At 66.4% G+C, this 21,199-nt stretch carries 21 protein-coding genes and 1 riboswitch; of the genes, 13 read left to right on the top strand and 8 right to left on the bottom strand.

Going from position 1 to position 21,199, the window contains the following annotated elements; genetic code table 11:
- The first annotated feature begins 110 nt into the window (after positions 1–110).
- The 5 genes from AC0J5K_RS20790 (at position 111) to AC0J5K_RS20770 (ending at position 5,965) form a co-directional block, all read left to right on the top strand.
- Complete coding sequence (locus AC0J5K_RS20790; RefSeq protein ID WP_420398508.1) at positions 111–1,679, top strand: FGGY family carbohydrate kinase; 1,569 nt, start codon at positions 111–113, stop codon at positions 1,677–1,679.
- Positions 1,680–1,682: 3 nt separating this feature from the next.
- The gene (locus AC0J5K_RS20785) at positions 1,683–3,191 is read left to right on the top strand and encodes a glycerol-3-phosphate dehydrogenase (RefSeq protein WP_283643754.1); all 1,509 of its coding nucleotides are present in this window, start codon (positions 1,683–1,685) and stop codon (positions 3,189–3,191) included.
- A 1-nt stretch (position 3,192) separates the two neighbouring features.
- Positions 3,193–4,125 carry a sugar phosphate isomerase/epimerase family protein gene (locus tag AC0J5K_RS20780; protein ID WP_420398507.1) on the top strand — a complete coding sequence of 311 codons (933 nt, stop codon included), beginning with the start codon at positions 3,193–3,195 and terminating at the stop codon, positions 4,123–4,125.
- A gap of 52 nt (positions 4,126–4,177) precedes the next feature.
- A riboswitch (FMN riboswitch) is annotated at positions 4,178–4,316 on the top strand.
- Positions 4,317–4,386: 70 nt separating this feature from the next.
- The gene (locus tag AC0J5K_RS20775) at positions 4,387–4,824 is read left to right on the top strand and encodes a 6,7-dimethyl-8-ribityllumazine synthase (protein WP_350154100.1); all 438 of its coding nucleotides are present in this window, start codon (positions 4,387–4,389) and stop codon (positions 4,822–4,824) included.
- Positions 4,825–4,990: 166 nt separating this feature from the next.
- A complete protein-coding gene (locus AC0J5K_RS20770; RefSeq protein ID WP_283638624.1) occupies positions 4,991–5,965 on the top strand; it encodes a sugar-binding transcriptional regulator in 975 nt (324 codons plus the stop codon).
- A 21-nt stretch (positions 5,966–5,986) separates the two neighbouring features.
- Here AC0J5K_RS20770 and fsa read toward each other — a convergent pair whose 3' ends face one another.
- Positions 5,987–6,640: a fructose-6-phosphate aldolase gene (gene fsa / locus AC0J5K_RS20765; RefSeq protein ID WP_074837692.1), complete on the bottom strand. Its 654-nt coding sequence runs from the start codon at positions 6,638–6,640 to the stop codon at positions 5,987–5,989.
- 315 nt (positions 6,641–6,955) lie between these two features.
- On the opposite strand from fsa, the gene AC0J5K_RS20760 reads away from it, so the two are divergent.
- The 3 genes from AC0J5K_RS20760 to derI are packed head-to-tail and all read left to right on the top strand — an operon-like array spanning position 6,956 to position 8,973.
- A complete protein-coding gene (locus AC0J5K_RS20760) occupies positions 6,956–7,735 on the top strand; it encodes a DeoR/GlpR family DNA-binding transcription regulator (protein ID WP_048535204.1) in 780 nt (259 codons plus the stop codon).
- Complete coding sequence (locus tag AC0J5K_RS20755) at positions 7,732–8,499, top strand: triose-phosphate isomerase (protein WP_283638626.1); 768 nt, start codon at positions 7,732–7,734, stop codon at positions 8,497–8,499. The genes AC0J5K_RS20760 and AC0J5K_RS20755 overlap by 4 nt, the downstream gene beginning before the upstream one ends.
- An 18-nt stretch (positions 8,500–8,517) precedes the next feature.
- Positions 8,518–8,973: a D-erythrulose-4-phosphate isomerase gene (derI, locus tag AC0J5K_RS20750; protein WP_048535199.1), complete on the top strand. Its 456-nt coding sequence runs from the start codon at positions 8,518–8,520 to the stop codon at positions 8,971–8,973.
- Between the two features lie 158 nt (positions 8,974–9,131).
- Here derI and AC0J5K_RS20745 read toward each other — a convergent pair whose 3' ends face one another.
- From AC0J5K_RS20745 to dctP, 6 genes are all read right to left on the bottom strand, one after another.
- A complete protein-coding gene (locus AC0J5K_RS20745) occupies positions 9,132–9,728 on the bottom strand; it encodes a carboxymuconolactone decarboxylase family protein (protein ID WP_283646434.1) in 597 nt (198 codons plus the stop codon).
- The gene (locus AC0J5K_RS20740; protein WP_283638627.1) at positions 9,725–10,234 is read right to left on the bottom strand and encodes an OsmC family protein; all 510 of its coding nucleotides are present in this window, start codon (positions 10,232–10,234) and stop codon (positions 9,725–9,727) included. Before AC0J5K_RS20740 ends, AC0J5K_RS20745 begins: the two co-directional genes overlap by 4 nt.
- Positions 10,235–10,245: 11 nt before the next feature.
- Entirely contained in the window at positions 10,246–11,136 is an 891-nt protein-coding gene (locus AC0J5K_RS20735; protein ID WP_283643751.1) for an SMP-30/gluconolactonase/LRE family protein, read from the bottom strand.
- 15 nt (positions 11,137–11,151) lie between these two features.
- Entirely contained in the window at positions 11,152–12,462 is a 1,311-nt protein-coding gene (locus AC0J5K_RS20730; protein WP_048535192.1) for a TRAP transporter large permease, read from the bottom strand.
- Positions 12,463–12,471: 9 nt separating this feature from the next.
- Positions 12,472–13,020: a TRAP transporter small permease subunit gene (locus AC0J5K_RS20725; RefSeq protein ID WP_074837688.1), complete on the bottom strand. Its 549-nt coding sequence runs from the start codon at positions 13,018–13,020 to the stop codon at positions 12,472–12,474.
- 90 nt (positions 13,021–13,110) lie between these two features.
- Complete coding sequence (dctP, locus tag AC0J5K_RS20720; RefSeq protein ID WP_283643750.1) at positions 13,111–14,115, bottom strand: TRAP transporter substrate-binding protein DctP; 1,005 nt, start codon at positions 14,113–14,115, stop codon at positions 13,111–13,113.
- A gap of 208 nt (positions 14,116–14,323) precedes the next feature.
- Here dctP and AC0J5K_RS20715 point away from each other — a divergent pair, with 208 nt between their 5' ends.
- From AC0J5K_RS20715 to AC0J5K_RS20695, 5 genes are all read left to right on the top strand, one after another.
- The gene (locus AC0J5K_RS20715) at positions 14,324–15,307 is read left to right on the top strand and encodes a LacI family DNA-binding transcriptional regulator (RefSeq protein ID WP_420398506.1); all 984 of its coding nucleotides are present in this window, start codon (positions 14,324–14,326) and stop codon (positions 15,305–15,307) included.
- Positions 15,308–15,335: 28 nt separating this feature from the next.
- Positions 15,336–16,106, top strand: coding sequence for an HpcH/HpaI aldolase family protein (locus tag AC0J5K_RS20710; RefSeq protein ID WP_074837685.1), 771 nt, complete (start codon positions 15,336–15,338; stop codon positions 16,104–16,106).
- A 175-nt stretch (positions 16,107–16,281) separates the two neighbouring features.
- A complete protein-coding gene (locus tag AC0J5K_RS20705) occupies positions 16,282–17,739 on the top strand; it encodes a sulfatase family protein (RefSeq protein WP_420398505.1) in 1,458 nt (485 codons plus the stop codon).
- A gap of 75 nt (positions 17,740–17,814) precedes the next feature.
- The gene (locus AC0J5K_RS20700; RefSeq protein WP_420398504.1) at positions 17,815–18,729 is read left to right on the top strand and encodes a dihydrodipicolinate synthase family protein; all 915 of its coding nucleotides are present in this window, start codon (positions 17,815–17,817) and stop codon (positions 18,727–18,729) included.
- A complete protein-coding gene (locus tag AC0J5K_RS20695; RefSeq protein ID WP_420398503.1) occupies positions 18,726–19,868 on the top strand; it encodes a mandelate racemase/muconate lactonizing enzyme family protein in 1,143 nt (380 codons plus the stop codon). The genes AC0J5K_RS20700 and AC0J5K_RS20695 overlap by 4 nt, the downstream gene beginning before the upstream one ends.
- 75 nt (positions 19,869–19,943) lie before the next feature.
- Here the strand turns inward: AC0J5K_RS20695 and AC0J5K_RS20690 are convergent, their stop codons facing one another.
- Entirely contained in the window at positions 19,944–21,191 is a 1,248-nt protein-coding gene (locus tag AC0J5K_RS20690; protein ID WP_283643748.1) for a sulfatase family protein, read from the bottom strand.
- Positions 21,192–21,199: the final 8 nt, after the last annotated feature.

The raw sequence follows: 21,199 nt of genomic DNA, 5'->3' as shown, positions 1-21,199 counted from the left end.
GGCGCGGTACGGCCTGCCCTTCGGCAGCCGGGACTGCGCCGCGCGAACGGCGCGAAAAGCTGGAATTCGGAGGAGAGAGCGGTGGGCAACAACGGCAAGGGAGGCAGGACATGGCCGATTCGTCCGACCTGATCATCGGCATCGACGCCGGCACCTCGGTGATCAAGGCAGTGGCCTTCGATCTGGGCGGCCGCCAACTGGCCACATCGTCGGTTCGCAATGCCTATGTCATGGGCGCCGATGGCGCGGCCACGCAGTCGCTGCCGCAGACCTGGGCCGATTGCGCCTCCGCCCTGCGCGGGCTCGCCGACAAGGTGGACGGGCTGGCACGGCGCACCGCCGCCCTGGCGCTGACCGCCCAGGGCGATGGCACCTGGCTGGCCGGCAAGGGCAACGAAGCGGTGGGCGACGCCTGGCTCTGGCTCGATGCAAGGGCCGCCCCGACGGTGCGGCGGCTGGCCTCGGGCAAAGACGAACGCGCCCGGTTCACGGCCACCGGCACCGGGCTCAACACCTGCCAGCAGGGCAGCCAGATGGCCCATATGAACGCCACCTGCCCCGAGCTGCTGGACCGTGCCGAAGTGGCGCTGCATTGCAAGGACTGGCTGTTTCTCAACCTGACCGGGGTGCGGGCCACCGACCCCTCGGAAGCCAGTTTCACCTTCGGCGATTTCCGCACCCGGCGCTACAGCGACACGGTGATCGCCGCGCTGGGGCTGGAGACCCGCCGCCACCTCCTGCCCGAGATCCTCGACGGGGCGCGGGACACCCGCCCCCTGACCGCCAAGGCTGCCGCGCTGACCGGGCTCAGGGCCGGCACGCCGGTGTCGCTGGGCTATGTCGACATGGTGATGACGGCGCTTGGCGCCGGCGTCCATACCGGCGATGCCGGAGCGGCCTGTTCCACCGTCGGCTCGACCGGGGTGCATATGCGGGCGATGAGCTCCGGCGATGTGCGTCTCAATGCCGAGGGAACCGGCTACGTGATCTGCCTGCCGGTGCCGGATCTGGTGACCCAGGTCCAGACCAACATGGCCGCGACGCTCAACATCGACTGGGCGCTGGCCCTCGCCGAAGACCTGATGGGCGAGGTCGGCCAGGCGCCGTCACATGCCGAAATGGTCGCCAGGATCGACGGCTGGATGGCGCGGTCGCAGCCCGGCGCGCTGGTCTACCACCCCTATATTTCCGAGGCCGGAGAGCGCGGCCCCTTTGTCAACGCCGATGCGCGCGCCAGCCTTGTCGGGCTGACCGCCACCCACCGTTTCGCAGACGTGATCCGCGCGGTGATCGAAGGCCTCGGCATGGCGGCCCGGGATTGTTATGCGGCAATGGGCGAAATGCCGCGCGAACTGCGCCTGACCGGCGGCGCGGCACGCTCGGCCGCGCTGCGCCGGGTGCTGGCGGCCGCGCTCGACACCCCGGTCCGGGTCTCGGCGCGCGACGAGGCCGGCGCGGCGGGCTGCGCGATGATGGCAGCGGTCGCGATCGGCGCCTACGACACGATGGACGCCTGCATCGCGGATTGGACAACCCCGCTTCTGGGCGAACCGGAAGCGCCGGACCCGGGCCTCGTGCCGGTCTATGACACCCTCTTTACCAACTACCGGCACGCGCGTGACGGCCTGGCCCCGGTCTGGGACGGGCTGGCCGCGGCGCGCGCCTCGCAAGGAGCCTGAACCATGAGCGATATCCAGAAAGTCGACCTCTTCGTGATCGGCGGCGGCATCAACGGCGCGGGGATCGCCCGGGACGCCGCCGGCCGGGGGCTGAGCGTCGTGCTCTGCGAAAAGGACGATCTGGGCCAGGGCACCTCGTCGCGTTCGGGCAAGCTGGTGCATGGCGGGCTGCGCTACCTGGAATATTTCGAATTTCGCCTGGTGCGCGAGGCGCTGATCGAACGCGAGGTGCTGATGAAGAACGCGCCGCATATCATCTGGCCGATGCGCTTCGTCCTGCCACACAGCCCGCAGGACCGCCCGGCCTGGCTGGTGCGGCTGGGGCTGTTTCTCTACGACCACCTCGGCGGGCGCCGGAAACTGCCCGGCACCCGCACGCTCGACCTGCACCGCGATCCCGAGGGCGCGGCGATCAAGGATCAGTACCGCCGCGGCTTCGAATATTCCGACTGCTGGGTCGACGATGCCCGGCTTGTGGTGCTGAACGCCGTCGATGCGGCGGAACGCGGGGCAACGGTGCTGACCCGGCAGCCCTGCACCTCGGCCCGGCGCGAGGGCAACCGCTGGCGGGTGACAACACAGAACACGGTCACCGGCAAGACGCGGGAGTTCGAGGCCAGGCTGCTGGTCAATGCCGCCGGCCCCTGGGTCACCGACGTGGTGACCCGGGTGGCGGGATCGAACTCGCCCCGCAAGGTGCGGCTGGTCAAGGGCAGCCACATCATCGTGCCGAAATTCTGGAAGGGCGAGAATGCCTATCTGGTGCAGAACCACGACAAGCGGGTGATCTTCGTCAACCCCTATGAACGCGACAAGGCGCTGATCGGCACCACCGACATCGCCTATGACGGCCGTGCCGAGGATGTGCAGGCCGACGAGACCGAGGTGCAATATCTGATCGACGCGGTGAACCGCTACTTCAAGGAGCAGCTGACCCGCGACGACGTGCTCACTACCTTCTCCGGCGTGCGGCCGCTGTTCGACGATGGTCAGGGCAACCCCTCGGCGGTGACCCGCGATTATGTCTTCGACATCGACGAGACCGGCGGCGCGCCGCTTTTGAACATCTTCGGCGGCAAGATCACCACCTTCCGCGAGCTGGCCGAGCGCGGCTTGCACAGGATCGGCAAGTACTTTCCGCAGATGGGCGGCGACTGGACCGAAGCGGCCCCCCTGCCCGGCGGCGACATCGAGGCCGCGGATTACGAGAGTTTCCGCGACAGGATGAAACGCGATTACCCGTGGATGCCGCGCGGCCTGCGCCAGCACTACGGCCGGCTCTACGGCACGCGGGTGGCCGGGATCGTCGGCGAGGCCCGCGCACTCGACGGGCTGGGCCGGCACTTCGGCGGCCATCTCTACGAGGCCGAGGTCGCCTATCTGGTGGCGCATGAATGGGCGCAGACCGCCGAGGACATCCTCTGGCGGCGCACCAAGCACCGGCTGCATCTGAGCGCGGACGAACAGGCGGCCTTTGCCAAGTGGTTCGAAGCCCAGCGCGAGGCGGCATGACATGACGCTGACGCTTTCGCTCAACACCAATCCGCTGGTCAACCGCTTTGCCGAACCGGACGACCTGATCGACGCCATCGCCCGCGACATCCGCATTCGCGACATCCAGCTGACCCATGAATTCATCAACCCGTCCTGGCCTGCCCCGGTGATCCGCCGCCTGACCCGCGACATGGGCGCGGCGCTGCGGCGCACCGGCGCGCGGGTGACCTCGGGCATGACCGGGCCTTACGGGCGGCTCAATCACTTCGGCCACCCCGATCGCGACGTGCGGCGCTATTACGTCGACTGGTTCAAGACCTTTGCCGATATCATCGGCGATCTCGGCGGCAGCTCGGTCGGCACGCAATTCGCGATCTTCACCTACCGCGATTACGACGATGCCGAGCGTCGCGAAGCGCTGCTCAAGATCGCCCTGGACTGCTGGGCCGAGGTGGCCGATCACGCCAAGGCTGCCGGGCTCGGCCATGTGTTCTGGGAGCCGATGAGCCTGGGCCGCGAATTTGGCGAAACCATCGCCGAATGCATGAAATTGCAGGACCGGCTGACGGCGGCAAACATGGCGGTGCCGATGTGGATGATGGCCGATATCGACCATGGCGATGTCACCAGCCCCGACCCCGTCGACACCGATCCCTATGCCTGGGCCCGCGCGGTGCCCCGGGTCAGCCCGATCATCCATATCAAGCAATCGATGCGGGACAAGTCGGGCCACCGCCCCTTTACCGCCCGCTACAATGCCGAGGGCGCGATCCAGCCGGAACCGCTGCTGACAGCTTTTGCCGAGGGCGGCGCGGTCGACAACGAGATCTGCCTCGAACTCTCCTTCAAGGAGCGCGAGCCCGATGACCGGCAGGTGATCGCGCAGATCGCCGAAAGCGTCGCCTTCTGGGCGCCGCATATCGACAGCGGGGCCGATGACCTGAATGTCTGAGGCCGCCATGATGACACAGGCTTGCCTTTCGCGGCAATTGCGGTCATGTGGTTCGCGTTCTCAGGGCGGGGTGAAATTCCCCACCGGCGGTCATAGCCCGCGAGCGCCTTTCGGGTCAGTCCCGGAAGGGTCAGCAGATACCGGTGGAATTCCGGAGCCGACGGTCAAAGTCCGGATGGAAGAGAACCAGCCGTCGGGTGCCCTGCGCCCGTGCGGCTGGCATCGCCTTGGGGCCACTTTTGAAACGCAAAGGATGGTTCCATGACCGACACACTGAACATCGCCTTCATCAAGGCCCGCTGGCACGCCGAAATCGTCGACCAGGCGCTGGCCGGTTTCCAAACCCGCCTTGCCGCCACCGGCACGGCGGCCGAGGTCACGTCTTTCGACGTGCCCGGTGCCTTCGAAATGCCGCTGCTGGCGCAGAAACTGGGCCAAGGCGGCAAATATGACGCCATCGTCTGCGCCGCGCTGGTGGTCGATGGCGGTATCTACCGCCATGACTTCGTGGCACAAACGGTGGTCGACGGGCTGATGCGCGCGCAGTTGCGGACCGGTGTGCCGACCTTCTCGGTCTCGCTCACGCCGCATCATTTCCAGCCGACGGCCGAGCATGTCGGGTTTTTCCGCGACCATTTCGTCAAGAAGGGCGAAGAGGCCGCCGAGGCGGTACGCATGATCGCGGCGCTGGAGGTCTGAGCCATGCCGCCGCCCGCCTGCCGCCTTGCCCCCGATCTCCGCTGCGGCCGGGGCGCGGCGCGGCGGGCACAGGGTGCCGGGCGGGCGGCCCCTGCCTCTGGACGAAACCGCGCTGGCAGGCATCATGGTGAAGCTGCGATGCGCGTAGCGGAACGGAGGAAGTGACATGGCAAAGGACCGCGCTTCGGGAGATGCCGAACATTCCCTGGCAATTCGCGCCGCCTGGCTGCACTACGTCGGCGGGCTGCGGCAATCCGAGGTGGCAAAACGGCTCGGCGTCCCGTCCGTCAAGGCGCACCGGCTGATCCAGCGCGCGGTCGCCGAGGGCGCCATCAAGGTCTCGATCGAAGGCGACATCATCGAATGCATCGAGCTGGAACAGGCCCTCTGTGCCCGTTACGGGCTCGACACCTGCGAGGTGGCCCCCGACCTGGAGGAAGATGGGCTGCCGCTGCGGGCGCTGGGCCTGGCCGGCGCCTCGCGGCTCCGGCGCTGGTTGGAAAGCGGCGAAGAGATGACCATCGGCATCGGCCATGGCCGGACCCTGGCCGAGGCGGTTCGCGCCATGCCGCGGTTTGCCACCACCGGGTTGAGCTTTGTGTCGCTGCTGGGCGGGCTGACGCGGAATTTCGCCGCCAACCCGCATGACGTGATGCATCTGCTGGCGGAAAAGACCGGCGCGCGGGCCTATGTGATGCCGGTGCCCTTCTTTGCCAACACCACCGAGGACCGCGAAGTGCTGCTGTCGCAACGCGGCGTCGCCGAAGTTTTCCAGATGGCCGAGACCGCGCCGCTCAAGATCGTCGGCGTCGGCACGGTCGAGGCCGAAACCCAGCTGGTGGCCTCCGGCATGATCGAACAATCGGAAATAGAGGCGATTTCCCGGGCCGGCGGCGTCGGCGAGATGCTGGGCCATTTCTTCGATGCCGACGGCACCGCGCTGGAAACGCCGCTGACGTCGCGAACCCTGGCGGTCTCGCTCGGCGATGGCCGCAACGACCGCATCATCGCGCTTGCCGGCGGCCCCGAAAAGCGCGAGCCGCTGCGCGCGGTGCTGAAAAGCGGGCGGCTCTCCGGCCTGATCACCGACGAACGCACCGCCCGCGCGCTGTTGGACGAGGCACCGGCCAGAACCCGCTGAGGGGCCCCGGCCGCCGGCCGGTCAGAGGATCGACTGCCCGGTTTCCGCCCAGTCCCTGGCGAACTGGTCGAGGCCCTTGTCGGTCAGCGCGTGGCTTGCCAGGCCCTTGATCACCGAGGCCGGGATGGTCGCCACATCGGCGCCGGCGAGGGCCGCGTCCTTCACGTGGTTGGGGGACCGGATCGAGGCGGCGAGGATCTGCGTCTCGAAACCGTAGGTGTCGAAAATCGCACGGATCTCTCGGATCAGCGCCATGCCGTCGATGTTCAGATCGTCCAGACGCCCGACGAAAGGCGAGATATAGGTCGCCCCCGCCTTGGCCGCCAGCAACGCCTGATTGGCGGCAAAGCACAGGGTGACATTGGTGCGGATCCCCCCGGCGGCGAAATGCCGGCAGGCCTTCAGCCCGTCCAGCGTCAGCGGCAGCTTGATCACCACGTTGTCGGCGATCTTCGACAGGTGTTCGCCCTCGGCCACCATGCCGTCGTAATCCATCGCCGCCACTTCGGCCGACACCGGGCCATCGACCAATGCGCAGATCTCGGCGATCACCTCCTTGAAGTCGCGGCCCGACTTGGCAATCAGCGAGGGGTTGGTGGTCACCCCGTCGAGCAGCCCGTAGTCGTTCAACTCCTTGATTTCACTGGTGATGGCGGTATCGACAAAGAATTTCATGGTTCAGTCTCCTGCTGTCGGGCCGGCGGGCCCGGGGTGATGGTGACGGAGGGTCGGTGACGGGCCGCGGCGGGCTCACCCGACCCGGAGGCGCCAAAACCGGCGCGCCCGATCACGTCCGGCTCGCTGGCGACATACCGGGCCCTGCGCGGGTTTGGCGGCAACGTGCCGGGGCAGCGAATCTTTGGGCATGGCGCTCCTCCTGAGCTGGGGGATGGATAGCGGACCACTCCAAACGTCGCAACACAATATCACAAAATCACATTCTTGACTGATATTGCGATACATGCCATGTTACAAACAGGAGGACAGGCGATGAAGCGAGACGACCGGCAAAAGGCAATCATGGATCTGCTGATCGCGGAGGGCGAAGTCGATCTCGACGCGCTGTGCGACCGCTATTCGGTCTCGCGGATGACCGCCCACCGGGATCTCGACGACCTCGAGGCGGCCGGCTTCCTGCGCAAGATCCGCGGCGGCGCGACGATCCGCTCCGGCCTTCAGTTCGAAAGCGATTTCCGCTTTCGCGAACGCCAGGACAGCGCGGCCAAGACCGCGATGGCGCAGGCAGCGCTGGAGCTGATCGAGCCGGGCATGAGCGTGATGATCAATGACGGCTCCATGGCCGCAACCCTCGGGCAGATGCTGGCCGGCAAACGCCCCCTGACGGTGATCACCAACAACGCCGCCGTGATCGAGGCGCTCAGGACCGAGGCCGGCATCACCCTGATCGCGCTTGGCGGGATCTATTCCGCCAAGTTCAACGCCTATCTCGGCAAGGTGACCGAGGATGCGCTGACCCGCCTGCGCGCCGATATCGCCTTCATCTCCTCTCCGGCGGTCTCCGGGCTGGAGGTGTTTCACATGGATGACAGCGTGGTGCGCACCAAGCGTGCGATGATCGATCAGGGCGCCACCCGGGTGCTGCTGGTCAATCATGCCCGGTTCGGTCGCGCCGCCCTGCATCATCTGGCCGAGCTGCGCGAGTTCGATCACATCATCACCGACAGTCAGCCCGCCGGCGAACACCTGGCCGCAATGCAGGAGGCCGGCGTGCGCCTGACCCTGGCCGACGCGCAGGAGGCCGAGGGATGACCCGGCCGCAGGTCTGGATCGGCACCAGCTGGAAGATGAACAAGACGCTGGCCGAGGCACGGCACTTCGCCACCGCGCTGGCGGCGGCCGATGCCGCTCGCGACAGCCGCATCCAGCGCTTCGTGATCCCGCCCTTCACCGCCGTGCGCGAGGTGGCGCAACTCCTCGCCGACAGCTCGGTCAAGGTCGGCGCCCAGAACATGCATTGGGCCGATCACGGCGCCTGGACCGGCGAGATCTCGCCCGGGATGCTGACCGATTGCGGCCTCGACATCGTCGAACTGGGCCATTCCGAGCGCCGGACCCATTTCGGCGAGACCGACGAAACCGTCGGTCGCAAGACGCAGGCCGCGCTGCGCCACGGGCTCGTTCCGCTGATCTGCATCGGCGAGACCCTGGAGGACCGCGAAGGCGGCCGCGCGCAAGAGGTGCTTGCGGCGCAGCTGCACGGCGCGCTCGGCAAGCTCGACGCCATCCAGAAAGACGCCGAGATCCTGCTGGCCTACGAACCGGTCTGGGCCATCGGCGAACACGGCATCCCGGCCACCTCGGATTATGCCGATGCCCGCCAGGCCGAAATCATTGCCGTGGCCGGGGACATTCTGGGCCGCCGCCTGCCCTGCCTCTACGGCGGCTCGGTCAACCCCGCCAATTGCCGGGATCTCATCCAATGCCCGCATATCGACGGGCTGTTCATCGGGCGCGCGGCCTGGAGCGTCGACGGCTATCTCGACATCCTGACCCGCTGCGCCGCAACCCTCTGACCCGAAGGAGACACCGCCATGAAAATTGCCATTGCAGGCGACAGCGCCGGCGAAAGCCTGGCCCGGATCCTCGCCGAGCACCTGAAGGATCGCCACGAGGTTGCCGAGATCTCGCGCACCGCCGAAGGCCCCGACGCCTTTTACGCCAATCTCTCTGACCGCGTGGCCTCGGCCGTGCTGGCCGGCGAATTTGATCGCGCCATCCTGTGCTGCGGCACCGGCATCGGCGTCTGTCTGGCCGCCAACAAGGTGCCCGGCATCCGCGCCGCCCAGTGCCACGACACCTATTCCGCCGCCAAGGCCGCGACCTCGAACAACGCCCAGATCATCACCATGGGCGCGCGGGTGATCGGCGCGGAACTGGCCAAGGACATCGCCGACGCCTATCTGTCGGCCGCGTTCGATCCGCAGGGCAAATCCGCAGGCAACGTCAAGGCCATCGACGAGGTCGACATCAAGTACACCAAGGCCTGATCTCTCCCGGCGCCCGTGATCCGGGCCAGTCAATCGGCGAAAACCGCGAACAGGATCGCAACGCGGCCCAATCCGGCCAATTGAAAGACACGGCCCCCCGCATCCCGAAATGGAACGCGGGGGGCCGGCCGACCTGTCCGGGGAGCGCGAGACAGGTCTTAGGCGTGCTGGCCCACGGTCCAGCCCTTTTTGCCGATGGTCCGCTCGGCGCTGTCGCGGGGCGCCTGTTCCAGAGTGGTGGCAAGCGTATCGTTCCATCGGTTCATGAAGCCCATGACCGAGATACAGGCCAGAAGCTCCACGATTTCGTCATCCGAGAAATGCCCGCGCATCTCGGCCATCATCTCGTCGGTGACGAGATTGGGAACCGAGGCCGCCGACATGGCAAAGCGCAGCGCCACGCGCTCGGCTTCGGAAAACAGGTCGCTGGTCTCGAACTCCCAGATCGTTTCCATCTTGCGCTCGTCCGCGCTCAGATCATCGACGATGCGCGCGGTATGGGCCTGGCAATAGAGGCATCCGGCGGCATAGCTGGCGATATGCTGGACCATGCGGCGCAGGATCACCGGCGTCGTCATCTCGGGCGCCTGGATCACCGCGTCGGACAGGCGGACAAAGGCGGCGCCGACAGCCGGACGCCGCGCCATCACCTTGATCGAATTGGGCACAAAGCCCAGAACCTCTTCGCGCGCCTCCAGAAAGGCGCGGGTCTCGTCGGTGTAGCTCTCGGGATCGGCGGGCGGAATGCGGGTCATGCCGCCCCCTGTTGCCGGCTGCGGGTCTTCCAGATCACGTTCATCTCGACGTCGGCGCTTTCGAACAGGTTCATCACCGGGCAGCGCTGTTCGACATTGCGGCGCAGCAGCTCCAGGCGTTTCTCGCTCTCGTCGGTCTCGATCTCGATCACCATGTCGACCGTGGTGAAATAGGGCCGCACGCCCTTTACCCCGCGCGCGCCGCGCATGTCGGCGGTGCCGGTACACGTGAGCGTGAGATCGGTGAATTCGAAGCCGATCGCCTTGGCCACCAGCTTCAGCACCACGCTTTCGCAGCCGACAAGCGAGCCGAGCAGGGATTCCAGCGGCGTCGGGCCCAGATCGGTGCTGCCCTTGTGCTCCGGCTCGTCGATAATCCAGCGATGCGACCGGCTGCTGACCGACACCAGCGTATGGCCGTGCAGCCGCGACGACACCTGCGGATGGATCAGCGTCGGGGTCTTGGTGTTCTCGATGGTGGGGGGAATGTCGAATTCGTCGCTCATGAGGGAACCTTTCAGAACATGGCCAGACCGGTCAGCGCGGTCTCGATGCGGTAGACAGAGGTGGAGGCAGTGATGAACAGCGTGCGGAACGCCGGCCCGCCAAAACAGAAGTTGGTGGATTTCTGCGGCGTCAGGATCACCCCGAGGCAGGTGGCATCGGCATCGAACAGATGCACCCCGCCCGGCCCGTTGCAAAGGATGTGGCCTTCGGTGGTGGTCTTCATGCCGTCCGGCACGCCTTCGCCTTCGCCGGTGACATCGGCCCAGACGCGGGCGTTGGTCAGCCTGCCATCCTCGGTCACATCCATCACCCGGATGTGCCCGCCCCAGCTGTCATTGACGAAAAGCCGGCTTTCATCCGCCGACAGGCAGAGCCCGTTGGGCTGCTGGAAATCATCCGCCACCAGTGCCAGCGTGCCGTCCGGGTTGAGCCGGAACACGCCCTGATAGGGCAGTTCCTGATCGCGCAGGATCCCGAGGTCTTCGCGAATGCGGCCAAAGCTCGGATCGGTGAACCAGATCCGCCCCTTGCTGTCGCAGATCACGTCATTGGGGCTGTTCAGCTCCTTGCCCGTGTAATGCGTGGCCAGCGGCACCACCAGCTTGCCGTCATGCTCATGCCGCACCAGCTGCGACGCGGCATGTTCGCAGGAGATCACCCGGCCCGCGCGGTCAAAGAAATTGCCGTTGGCCTGGTTGGACGGGGTGCGAAAGACCCGGAGGCCCTCGCCCTCGCTCCACTTGTACTGGTGGCTTTCCTGAATATCGGAAAACATCAGCCAATGCTCCGAAGGATGCCAGATCGGGCCCTCGGTAAAGCCGAAATTCCCGGCGATCTCCTCGAGCTTGCTGTCGGCGGGAATGGCGGCGGTGAAGGCGTCGGAACGGATGTCGAACGGCATAGGGGTCTCCATGGGTCAGCCCGCCCCGAGAACGAGGTTGGGCAGGAACAGGGTGATGGACGGGAACAGGATCAGCAGGGCCACGGTCAGGATGTCGATCAGGACGAAGGGCCAGATCGCACCAAAGATGCTAGCAATCGGAATGTCGGGCCTGACCCCGGCCACCACATAGACGTTCAGCCCCACCGGCGGGGTGATGAACCCGATCTCGACCATCTTGATGACCAGGATGCCGAACAGGATCGGATCGATCCCCAACTCGACCACCGCCGGAAAGATCACCGGCAGGGTCAGCAGCATCATGCCCGAGGCGCTGAGGAACATGCCGAGAAAGGCGTATCCCGCAAGGATCGCGATCAGGATCGCCGTCGGCGAAAACGGCAGGGCGACCAGCCATTCGGCGATTTCCGTGGGCAGACGGGTGAAGGCCAGGAACCGGGCAAAGATGAAGACACCCCAGAAGGTGGAAAAGATCATCACCGTCAGCTTGGCGGTCTCGACCAGGGAATCCTGCAATCCGGCGAAATCGATCCGGCGGCGGAACAGCGCATAGACAAAGACGATGGCCGCGCCGGTGGCACCCGCTTCGGTGGGCGTGGTCCAGCCGGTCGACATGCCGCCCAGGATCATCAGCATGACCAGGATGATCGGCATCACGTCGAGCAGAGATTTGCCGCGTTCCGCCCAGTCGATACCGGTGATCGGGCGGCCGAGCTCGGGATTGCCGGCAAAGCGCAGCATGATGAACCCGGCATAAAGCAGCGCCGAGAAGACGCCCGGAATGAACCCGGCGAGCAGCAGCCGTCCGATGCTCTCATCGACGATGGCGCCATAGACCACCAGCGCCGCCGAGGGCGGGATCAGCGAGGCCAGCGTACCCGCCGCCGCCACCGCCGCGGCCGAGATCGAGGGCGCGTATTTCAGCTTCAGAAGCTCCGGGATCGCCACCCGGGCAAAGACCGCCGCCGTGGCCTGGCTAGCGCCCGACACCGCGCCGAAGGCCCCGGCCGCCAGCACGGTCGAAACCGCCAGCCCGCCGGGCATCCAGCCGATCCAGGCCTTGGCGGCGCGATAGGCGCCCTGCACCATGCCCGAGGTGCTGGCGAAAAAGCCGATCAGGATGAACATCGGCAAGACGCTGAACAGATAGTTCGAGCCCGCCGAATGCGGGATGATGCCGGCGATATTGACCGCCACCGGCCAGCCCTTGAGCGCGACAATGCCCAGAAAGCCGGTGATGGCGGTGGCAAAGACGATATGAACGCCGGTCATCACCATGATGACAAGGGCCAGAAAGCCAAGCGCGCCGATAGTCGAGGGATCCATGATATGTCCTTACGCGTCCATGTCTTCGAGGGGGTTGGGCGGTTCGGGGATGCCGACCGGCGCGAGCCTGTCGTTCAGGATCAGCCGGCCGAAAACCCAGATCTCCAGCCCCAGCCGCAGGGCGAGGATGCCCAAGCCGACCGGCGCGGCCAGTTTCGACGGCCAGGTCGGCAGGCCCACGCCGATGGTGGTGTCGCCCAGATCCCAGGCGCGCATGAAATGCGTCCAGGTGCCCGGCAGGATGGCCACCACCACAAACAGCGCCACCAGCGTGGCAAACAGATGCGTGACCCAGCCCAGCCGGCCGCGGGCCAGCTTTTGCAGCATGTCCATGCGGATGTGCCCGGCCTGCCGGTAGCAATGCGAGATGCACAGCAGGCTGAAGGTCACCATCGCCATGGAAATGAAATCGATCTGCCCCTGGATCGGCGCGTTGAAGAGGCGCCGCATCAGCACCTCGGCGGTGACCAGAAGCATGACGACAAAAATCGTCAGCCCCGCGATCCAGGCGGTCAGATACTCGACCCGCATCAGGGCCCTGTCCAGCTTATCCAGCATGAAACCTCCGGCGTGCCCGGCCGCGGGCACCAGCGTCAGAAAAATGGGCGGGAGAGGTCCGGGGACAGGCTCCCGCCCAGGCGGGGAGCATCACATGCCGGCGTTCAGCACCAGGTCCAGCATCTCCTGGCCGGGCAGGCCCTTGCCCTCGAGATCGGCGACATAGGCATCCCAGACCGGCTGGGCCGCTTCCTTGCGTAGGGTCGCGATCATCTCCGGCGTGATCGTCACATGGGCCAGGCCGCGCTTTTCCAGCTCCGGCTCGTATTGCGCGGCGGCGGCGTTCTGGGCCTTGATGGTTGCGGCATTGGCATGGGCCTTGGCCTCCGCCAGCAGCGCCTTCATGTCGTCGGGCAGCGCGGCATAGGCCGCCTCGTTGCCCACCAGCGTCACATGCGCGGTGCCCGCCGCCATGCCGGTGGTGTACCAGTCCGACAGCTCATAAAGCTTGTAGCCGCCATGCGCCGAAGGCGTGGCCGCCACCGCGTCGATCACCCCGGTCTGAAGCGCGTTGTACTGCTCCGGCCCGCTGACATTGACAAGACTGGCGCCATAGACCGCCAGCGCATTGCCGATGCCGCTGGTGGCCTTCATCCGCATGCCATCAAACGAGGTGAGCGCCGTCGGCGCCGCGCCCTTGCCCATGACTTCATAGTTCGGCTGCACCACGGTCATCACCGGGACGACCCCCCATTTGGCGAATTCCTTTTTCACATGCGGGTTGTCATAGACCAGATCGGCGACGGCCAGCCGGTCTTCCATGGTCGGGATCGGCAGGAAGGGCAGGTCGAGCACCGAAAGCAGCGGGTTCTTGCCCGGATGGTAGCTGGAAATCACATAGCCCAGCTCGAAGGCGCCGATCGACACATTGTCCAGCACCTCGCGGGTGGGCGAGAGCGTGCCGTTGTGGACGGTGATCTCCATCTTGCCGCCGCTGTTTTCATTGACGTATTCGGCAAAGCTTTCGCCGGCGACGCGGAACGCCGGGCTGCCGTAGAGCGCCAGATCCCAGGAGATCTCCTGCGCCTGCGCGCCGGAGGCCAGAATCGTCAGTGCCGCCGCGGCGCCGAGGGCTTTGATCGGTTGGTGTTTCATGCGGTGTCCTCCCAAAAAGCGATCTCTCCAATGATCGCGCGTTCATCAGAATTGCAATAATTCGCCCATGTGCGTCAAGTCTGCTGTTTTTTCATTGAGAAAATTTCACTGAACGCGGTTTCATTCACCTGTCTGGACAAGCCCACCGAAATGCGCCATTGTCCTTGCAAATCAGCAGCAAAGCGATGCCTGGATGCCAGAGGAAAGAGTGACCGCAGACGATGTCGCCCGGCGGGCCGGGGTGTCTCGGGCGACCGTGTCCCGGGCGTTTTCGCGCGGTCATTCGGTGCAGGAGCAGACCCGCGAGCGAATCCTGAAGGCGGCGCGGGAGCTGGGGTATCAGCCGAATGCGCTGGCCCAGGCGCTGACCTCGCGCCGGTCGCAGATCGTCGGCATCCTGATGGGCCAGCTGAAGAATCCGATCCATGCGGTCCTTCACCAGACGATCTCCATGGCGTTGCAGCAAAACAACTTTATCCCGATCTCCGGTCAGATCGGCGGCGCGGATGACCTGCCCCGGCTGATCGCGACCTTTCGGCAGTATCAGGTCGGCGTGGTCATCTTGACCTCGATGAACATCTCGCCCGGCCTGGTGGAAGAATTTCGCGACGCCGGCTTTCAGGTTCTGCTGCTGAACCGGATCGACGACGATTCGGTGACCGCCTCGGTCTGCGCCGATCTGACCCAGGGTGGCAGGCTGGCCGCGAGGCGGCTGGTTGAACGCGGTTGCAACCGAATTGCAGTCGCTCGCGGCACCCTCGGGCACTGGACCAGCGCCGCGCGGCTGGCCGGGCATGTGGCGGGGCTGGAACATCTGGGACAGGCGCCGGCAGAGGTGTTCGACGGCGGCTACACCTATGCCGACGGCGCACGGATTGCCGAAACCCTTCTGGCCAAGGGCGATGCCCTGCCCGACGGCTTCCTCTGCCCCAACGACCTGTTCGCGATCGGGCTGATGGACCGGCTGCGCGCCGCGGCCGGGCTGCGCTTTCCCGAAGACATGAAAGTCGTCGGTTTCGATGACATTCCGATGGCGGAATGGGAAAGCAACGATCTCACCACGATCCGCCTGCCGGTGCAGGCCATGGCGAAACGCGCCACCGACGTCATCAGCCGGATTGTCCTCGAGGACGAGACGGTAGAAGAAAAGATCTGGATCCCCTGTCGGCTGATCGAACGCCGCTCGGCCTGATCCCCCAAATCACAAGCGAAAGACCCACATGCCCACATTCAAGCAACGCATGGCCTCCGGCGAGATCCTGACCGGAACCTTCCTCAAGACCCCCGCACATGAAATGATCGAGGTGCTGGCGAAATCGAAGCTCGATTTCGTCTGTCTCGATGCCGAACACGCGCCTTTTGATCGCGCGCGGATGGACATCTGCCTTGCCATGGCGCGGGCGCTGGACTTTCCGGTGCTGGTCCGCCTGCCGGTGGGCACCCCGGTCGAAGTGCTGAAAGCGCTCGACAGCGGCGCGGTGGGCGTCGTCGTGCCGCATGTCGACAGCGTCGACAAGGCCGAAGCCATCGCCCGCGCCGCGCGGTTCGGCGAAGGCGGGCGCGGCTATGCCGGATCGACCCGCTGGGCGGGCTTTGCCACCCGCCCGATGAAGGATGTCCTGCAACAGAGCACGGACGAAACCATCGTCATCGCCCAGATCGAAGAGCCCGCCGGCGTCACCGCCGCCAGTGCGATCGCCTCGGTCGACGGGATCGACGGCCTCTTCGTCGGGCCGGCAGACCTGGCCGTCTGCTATGGCAAGACCGACATGTCCGATCCCATGGTGATGGACGCCATGCGCGACACCGGCGCCGCCGCACAGGCGGCGGGCAAGGCCTTCATGACCTTCGCGGCGAATGCCGACGCCGCGCCGGCACTGCTGGACATGGGGGTGACCATGTTCTTTGTCGCCTCCGAACATGCCTTCATGCTGCGCGGCGCGAACGCCGAGGCCGAAGCCTTTCAGGCCGCCGGCGCCGACAGGGCCTGAGCCGCACGGAACATCGAAGCCCCGCTTCGGTGTTCCGTCCTGATCGGAGCGCAAATCGCCATTCGGTATTCCGTCTCGGAATACCGAGCGCGCCACATCGACGTTGTTGCGGCCTCCCCCACCCGACAGAATGAAACGGCGACCCGAGACCCGATTTCAACACGGTGGAGACAGAATGGCAGACCGCCCGTCCGGCGCGCCCGAGGATGCGGCCCCGAGGAACCTGGTGTTCCTCCTGTCCGATGAGCACAACCGTGATGTGCTGGGCTGCTATGGCCACCCCTTCGTGCAGACTCCGAACCTCGACGCACTGGCGCAGGCCGGGGCGCGGTTCGACGCCGCCTATTGCAACAGCCCGATCTGCGTGCCCTCGCGGGCCTCGCTGGCCACCGGACGGCAGGTGCACGAGCTGGGCGCCTGGGACAATGCGGCGCCCTATACCGGTACGCCGCGTTCCTGGCATCACCAGTTGCGCGACGCCGATGTCGATGTCGCCTCGATCGGGAAACTGCACTATCGCGGCGGTGACGACTATGGCTTTACCGAAGAGCTGATCCCGCTGCATGTGCTGCATGGCAAGGGCGACCTCAAGGGGCTGTTCCGGCGCGATCCCCTGCCCAAGACCGGCACCGGAAATCTCGCGGCACAGGCCGGGCCGGGCCGGTCGGCCTATTCCGACTATGACACGCGGATCGCCCGGACGGCCTGCGACTGGCTGACCGACCGGGCCGACCGCCGCGATGCCCCCGGCTTTGCCCTGTTCGTCAGTTTCGTGATGCCGCATTTTCCGCTGATCGCGCCAGACGCGTGTTATGCGCTCTACGAGGGCCGCGATCTCGACGAACTGCGCTTTGGGCTCGACGCGCCGGTCGATGGCCATCCGGTGCTGGACCACATGCGCCGGGTTTCCGACTACGACGCGCATTTCAACCCGGAAACCCGCCGCCGCGCGCTCTGCGCCTATTTCGGCATGGTGACCCGGCTTGACGAGCTGATCGGCACCGTCCTGCAAACGCTCGAGGACACCGGGCTCGGCCCATCGACCAGCGTGATCTATTCCTCGGACCATGGCGACAACCTCGGCAGCCACGGGCTCTGGGGCAAATCGGTGATGTATGAGACCGCGGCGGCGGTGCCGCTGATCCTGCGCGATCCGCGCCTTGCGCCCGGAACGGTTGTGGATGCGCCGGTCTCGCTGGTCGATATCGCCCCGACGGCGGCGGCGATCTGCGCCCCTGTGGTCTCCGATCCGGCCTGGGCGGGCACCTCGCTGCTCGACATAGCCCGCAACCCGCCGCCGAACCGCCCGGTCCTGTCGCAATATCACGCCACCAGTTCCAATACCGGCATGTTCATGATCCGTCAGGGGCGCTGGAAATACATCCATTATCCCGGGTTCGCGCCGCAGCTCTTCGATCTTTGGAGCGATCCGCAGGAACGGCACGATCTTGGCCAGGACCCGTCCTTTGCGGCGGTGCGCCAGCGCCTCGATACGGTATTGCGCAGCCAATGCGACCCCGAGGCCGTCAACGCCGGCGCCTTTGCCGATCAGGCCGCACGGATTGCGGCCAACGGCGGGCGCGCCGAAATCGCGGCCTCCGCCGACATTCCCTTCACCCCGGCCCCGGCATGACGTGAAACCACGGGCATTCCGCCGCCGCCGGGGTCGCGGGGATGCGCCCCCGCGATCTTGACCGAAAGGACCGCCATGACACTGGATCTCGCCGCCGCGCTGACCGGCATTTCGGGCATTCTGGTCACCCCCTTCGACAGCTCCGGCGCGGTGGCGCCCGCGCGCCTTGCGCCACTGCTGGACCGGGCGCTTGCGGCCGGGGTCCACCTGCCGGTGGTCAACGGCAACACCGGCGAGTTCTCCGCCCTGTCGTGTGACGAGGCCTGCACGATGGTCCGCGCGGTCGCCGATCTGGTGGGAAACCGCGCGCCGCTTCTGGCCGGCGTCGGGCGCAGCCTGCCCGATGCCTGCCGCCTGGCCCGGGCCTCGGCCGAGGCCGGGGCCAGCGGGCTGATGATCCACCAGCCGCCCGATCCCTTTGTCAGCCCGCGCGGGACGGTTGATTACATCCGCGCGATTGCCGATGCGGCCGACGGGCTGCCGCTGGTGCTCTACCTTCGCAACGACGCTATGGGGACGGCGCGGATCGCAGATCTCTGCGCCATACCGGGCGTGCGGGGCGCGAAATGGGCCACGCCGAACCCGCTGAACCTTGCCGCCGCGATCGCCGCCTGCGATCCCGGCATCATCTGGGTCGCCGGTCTGGCCGAGGTCTGGGCACCGCCGCTCTATGCCGTGGGCGCGCGCGGTTTCACCTCCGGGCTGATCAATGTCTGGCCCGAACGCTCGGTCGCGATCCATGCCGCGCTGGCCGTCGGCGATTATCCCCGCGCCTCGGCGCTGATCAACGGAATGCGCGCTTTCGAGGATATCCGCGCCGAAGAGCTGAACGGCACGAATGTCACCGCCGTCAAGGCCGCGCTTCTGGCGCAGGGTCATGCCTGCGGCCCGACGCGCCCGCCCTCGGCCTGGCCGCTGACCCCGTCGCAGGCCCGGCGGCTCGAGCGCTTCCTTGCGGCCAACGCCCTGATCCGAGAAGGCACAGAATGACCAAGATCGACCGAATCCGCTGTTTCATGACCCGGGTCGATGACCGCCCGCGCCTGCTGGTCTCGATCACCACCACGGACGGGCTCACCGGCTGGGGCGAGGCCTACAACCACGGGCCCGACCTTGCGCTTGCCCCGGTCATCGACTGGCTGGCGCACCAGCTTGCGGGCGAGGATGCGACGCGGGTGACCTATCTCAACCAGAAGCTTCTTCAGCATTGCCGGTTTCCGCCCGGCGCGCTCGGGCTGGCGGCGATTGCCGCCATCGACCACGCGCTCTGGGACATCGCGGCCAAGGCCCTGGACGTGCCGGTCTACAGGCTTCTGGGCGGCAACGTGCGTGACCGGGTCGAGGTCTATTGCGGTGTCTATACCGCGCCCGATGTCGGCGAGACCATCGATATCGTCACCCGGTTGCGCGCCACGGCAGGCTATCGCGCCTTCAAGCTGTCGCCCTATCGGCGCAACCCCCATGCCGGGCGATGGGGGGTCACCTGTGCCAGCGCCGCACACTGGTTCGGCGCGATCCGCGAGGCCCTGCCCGAAGATCTGGAATTTGCCTTCGACGCCCATGCGATGATCTTCGACCCGATCCGCGCGGTGCAACTGGCGCAGGCGCTGGCGCCTTACGATCCGCTGTTTCTCGAAGAGCCGATCCGGCCCGAGCATATCCCGGCCTGGACCGCGCTGAAATCCAAGGTGGCGATCCCGATTGCCACCGGCGAATGCCTGTACAACCGGTTTGAGTTCCTGTCGCTGCTGGCCGCCCAGGGCGCCGATATCGTCCAGCCCGACATTGCCGTCGTCGGCGGGCTGACCGAGATGCGCCGGATCGCCGATCTGGCCGATGCGCATTACGTCTCGGTGATGCCGCATAATCCGATGGGCCCGCTGGCGACGGCGCATAACGTGCATTTCGCCGCCGCCCAGACGAATTTCCGCCTGCTGGAATACCGCCCGCCGCATCATGCGCCCTGGGCGGTCGATCCCTATGAGCCTGTCGATGGCTACCTGGGCCTGCGCCCGGACCGCCCCGGCTGGGGCATCGAGATCGACGAAACGGCGCTGGAGACCTCGGGTTACCTGCATTGGGAACGCCGGGTCGAAACCCGCGCCGACGGCTCGACGACCTATCCCTGACACCGGACGGACAGCCACCCCGAGACAGGCCGGCGCCGGGTCTTCTCCGTCAGAACCGCCGGGGCGCGTGCCGGCTCATGACGCCAGCGCCGCCCGCCCGCCAAGCGCCGCTTCGGCCAACTTGCATCCCAGCGGATCATCAAGCCGCGCCGCCTCGGCCCCGAGACGGCCCGCCAGACGCGCGACCTCGGCGGGGTTCGCGGCCGAGACGTCAATGCGCTCTTCGGGGTCCACGGCGAGATCGAACAGGATGGCCTGCCCATCCTCGAGGATGAGCTTGTGGCGTCCGTCGAACACCGCCCGCTGGCGCCGCCGCGCCCTCGGATCGGCATCGCTGTCGCGCATGATGTTGTGGGTCTCGTTCTCGATATAGGCGATGTCGCGCCAATCCGGCGCCTCGCCGCGGATCAGAGGCATCAGGCTGCGGCCTTGCAGGTCCGCCGGCGCCGCCACCCCGGCGATATCCAGCATCGTCGGCATCAGGTCTTGCAGGCCGATCAATTCGTCGATGACCAGATTGTCGGCTATGCCCGGCCCCCGCATCAGAAACGGCACATGCACGGAATCCTCGGTGCAGACGAATTTCGATGTCACCCCGTCGCGGGCGCGAAAGGTCTCGCCGTGATCGGAGTAGTAGAACACGATGGTGTTCCCGGCCTGCCCGGTCTCTTCCAGCGCCGCCATGATCCGGCCGACACAGCGGTCGAGCGCGGTGACCGAACCGTAGTAGCCCGGGCACGGCACACCCATCCGCCGGTAATGGTCCATCGTGTCCAGCGGGCAGGAGAACGGATCATGCGGCGGATACCAGGAGATCACCGAACAGAACGGGCGCGTCGTCTCGCGTTCGCGCAGCCAGGTGATCATCGCGTCGGTGTCGCGGTCGGGAATATAGGTGCCGCCCTGGAAATGCTGGCGGTGATCCTGCCAGTGCCCGCCCCAGGAATTAAACGCATGCCATTCGTCGAACGGCCCCGGGTTGGCCTCGCCCAGATGCCATTTTCCCCAATAGCCGCATTGATAGCCCGCCCCGCGCAGCAGGGCAAAGACGGTCTGATCGGTCAGCCCGCGGTCGGCCAGCAGATCGGGCACGCCATAGACGTTTTTCTCGATGCCGTGGCTGTGGGGGAACTTGCCGGTCCACATCGAGGCCCGCGCCGGGGTGCAGACCGGAAATACCGTCCGGCACTGGCTGAACCGCGCACCATCGCGCGCCATCCGGTCAAGGTAGGGCGCCGAGACGAAGCTGTTGCCATAGCTGGGCAGGCTGTCGGCGCGCTGCTGATCGCTGAACAGGACGAGGATATTCGGTTGGTCTGTCATGGGGCTCT

The sequence above is a fragment of the Marinovum sp. E3 genome, from assembly GCF_055755275.1.
The sequence above is the reverse complement of the archived record's forward strand: the minus strand, read 5'-3'. Positions and strand labels throughout refer to the sequence as shown.

Bases quoted from the DNA above. Each gene is read 5' to 3' on its own strand.
- AC0J5K_RS20790 (WP_420398508.1), top strand. From the start codon at position 111: ATGGCCGATTCGTCCGACCTGATCATCGGCATCGACGCCGGCACCTCG.
- AC0J5K_RS20785 (WP_283643754.1), top strand. From the start codon at position 1,683: ATGAGCGATATCCAGAAAGTCGACCTCTTCGTGATCGGCGGCGGCATC.
- AC0J5K_RS20780 (WP_420398507.1), top strand. From the start codon at position 3,193: ATGACGCTGACGCTTTCGCTCAACACCAATCCGCTGGTCAACCGCTTT.
- AC0J5K_RS20775 (WP_350154100.1), top strand. From the start codon at position 4,387: ATGACCGACACACTGAACATCGCCTTCATCAAGGCCCGCTGGCACGCC.
- AC0J5K_RS20770 (WP_283638624.1), top strand. From the start codon at position 4,991: ATGGCAAAGGACCGCGCTTCGGGAGATGCCGAACATTCCCTGGCAATT.
- fsa (WP_074837692.1), bottom strand. From the start codon at position 6,640: ATGAAATTCTTTGTCGATACCGCCATCACCAGTGAAATCAAGGAGTTG.
- AC0J5K_RS20760 (WP_048535204.1), top strand. From the start codon at position 6,956: ATGAAGCGAGACGACCGGCAAAAGGCAATCATGGATCTGCTGATCGCG.
- AC0J5K_RS20755 (WP_283638626.1), top strand. From the start codon at position 7,732: ATGACCCGGCCGCAGGTCTGGATCGGCACCAGCTGGAAGATGAACAAG.
- derI (WP_048535199.1), top strand. From the start codon at position 8,518: ATGAAAATTGCCATTGCAGGCGACAGCGCCGGCGAAAGCCTGGCCCGG.
- AC0J5K_RS20745 (WP_283646434.1), bottom strand. From the start codon at position 9,728: ATGACCCGCATTCCGCCCGCCGATCCCGAGAGCTACACCGACGAGACC.
- AC0J5K_RS20740 (WP_283638627.1), bottom strand. From the start codon at position 10,234: ATGAGCGACGAATTCGACATTCCCCCCACCATCGAGAACACCAAGACC.
- AC0J5K_RS20735 (WP_283643751.1), bottom strand. From the start codon at position 11,136: ATGCCGTTCGACATCCGTTCCGACGCCTTCACCGCCGCCATTCCCGCC.
- AC0J5K_RS20730 (WP_048535192.1), bottom strand. From the start codon at position 12,462: ATGGATCCCTCGACTATCGGCGCGCTTGGCTTTCTGGCCCTTGTCATC.
- AC0J5K_RS20725 (WP_074837688.1), bottom strand. From the start codon at position 13,020: ATGCTGGATAAGCTGGACAGGGCCCTGATGCGGGTCGAGTATCTGACC.
- dctP (WP_283643750.1), bottom strand. From the start codon at position 14,115: ATGAAACACCAACCGATCAAAGCCCTCGGCGCCGCGGCGGCACTGACG.
- AC0J5K_RS20710 (WP_074837685.1), top strand. From the start codon at position 15,336: ATGCCCACATTCAAGCAACGCATGGCCTCCGGCGAGATCCTGACCGGA.
- AC0J5K_RS20705 (WP_420398505.1), top strand. From the start codon at position 16,282: ATGGCAGACCGCCCGTCCGGCGCGCCCGAGGATGCGGCCCCGAGGAAC.
- AC0J5K_RS20700 (WP_420398504.1), top strand. From the start codon at position 17,815: ATGACACTGGATCTCGCCGCCGCGCTGACCGGCATTTCGGGCATTCTG.
- AC0J5K_RS20695 (WP_420398503.1), top strand. From the start codon at position 18,726: ATGACCAAGATCGACCGAATCCGCTGTTTCATGACCCGGGTCGATGAC.
- AC0J5K_RS20690 (WP_283643748.1), bottom strand. From the start codon at position 21,191: ATGACAGACCAACCGAATATCCTCGTCCTGTTCAGCGATCAGCAGCGC.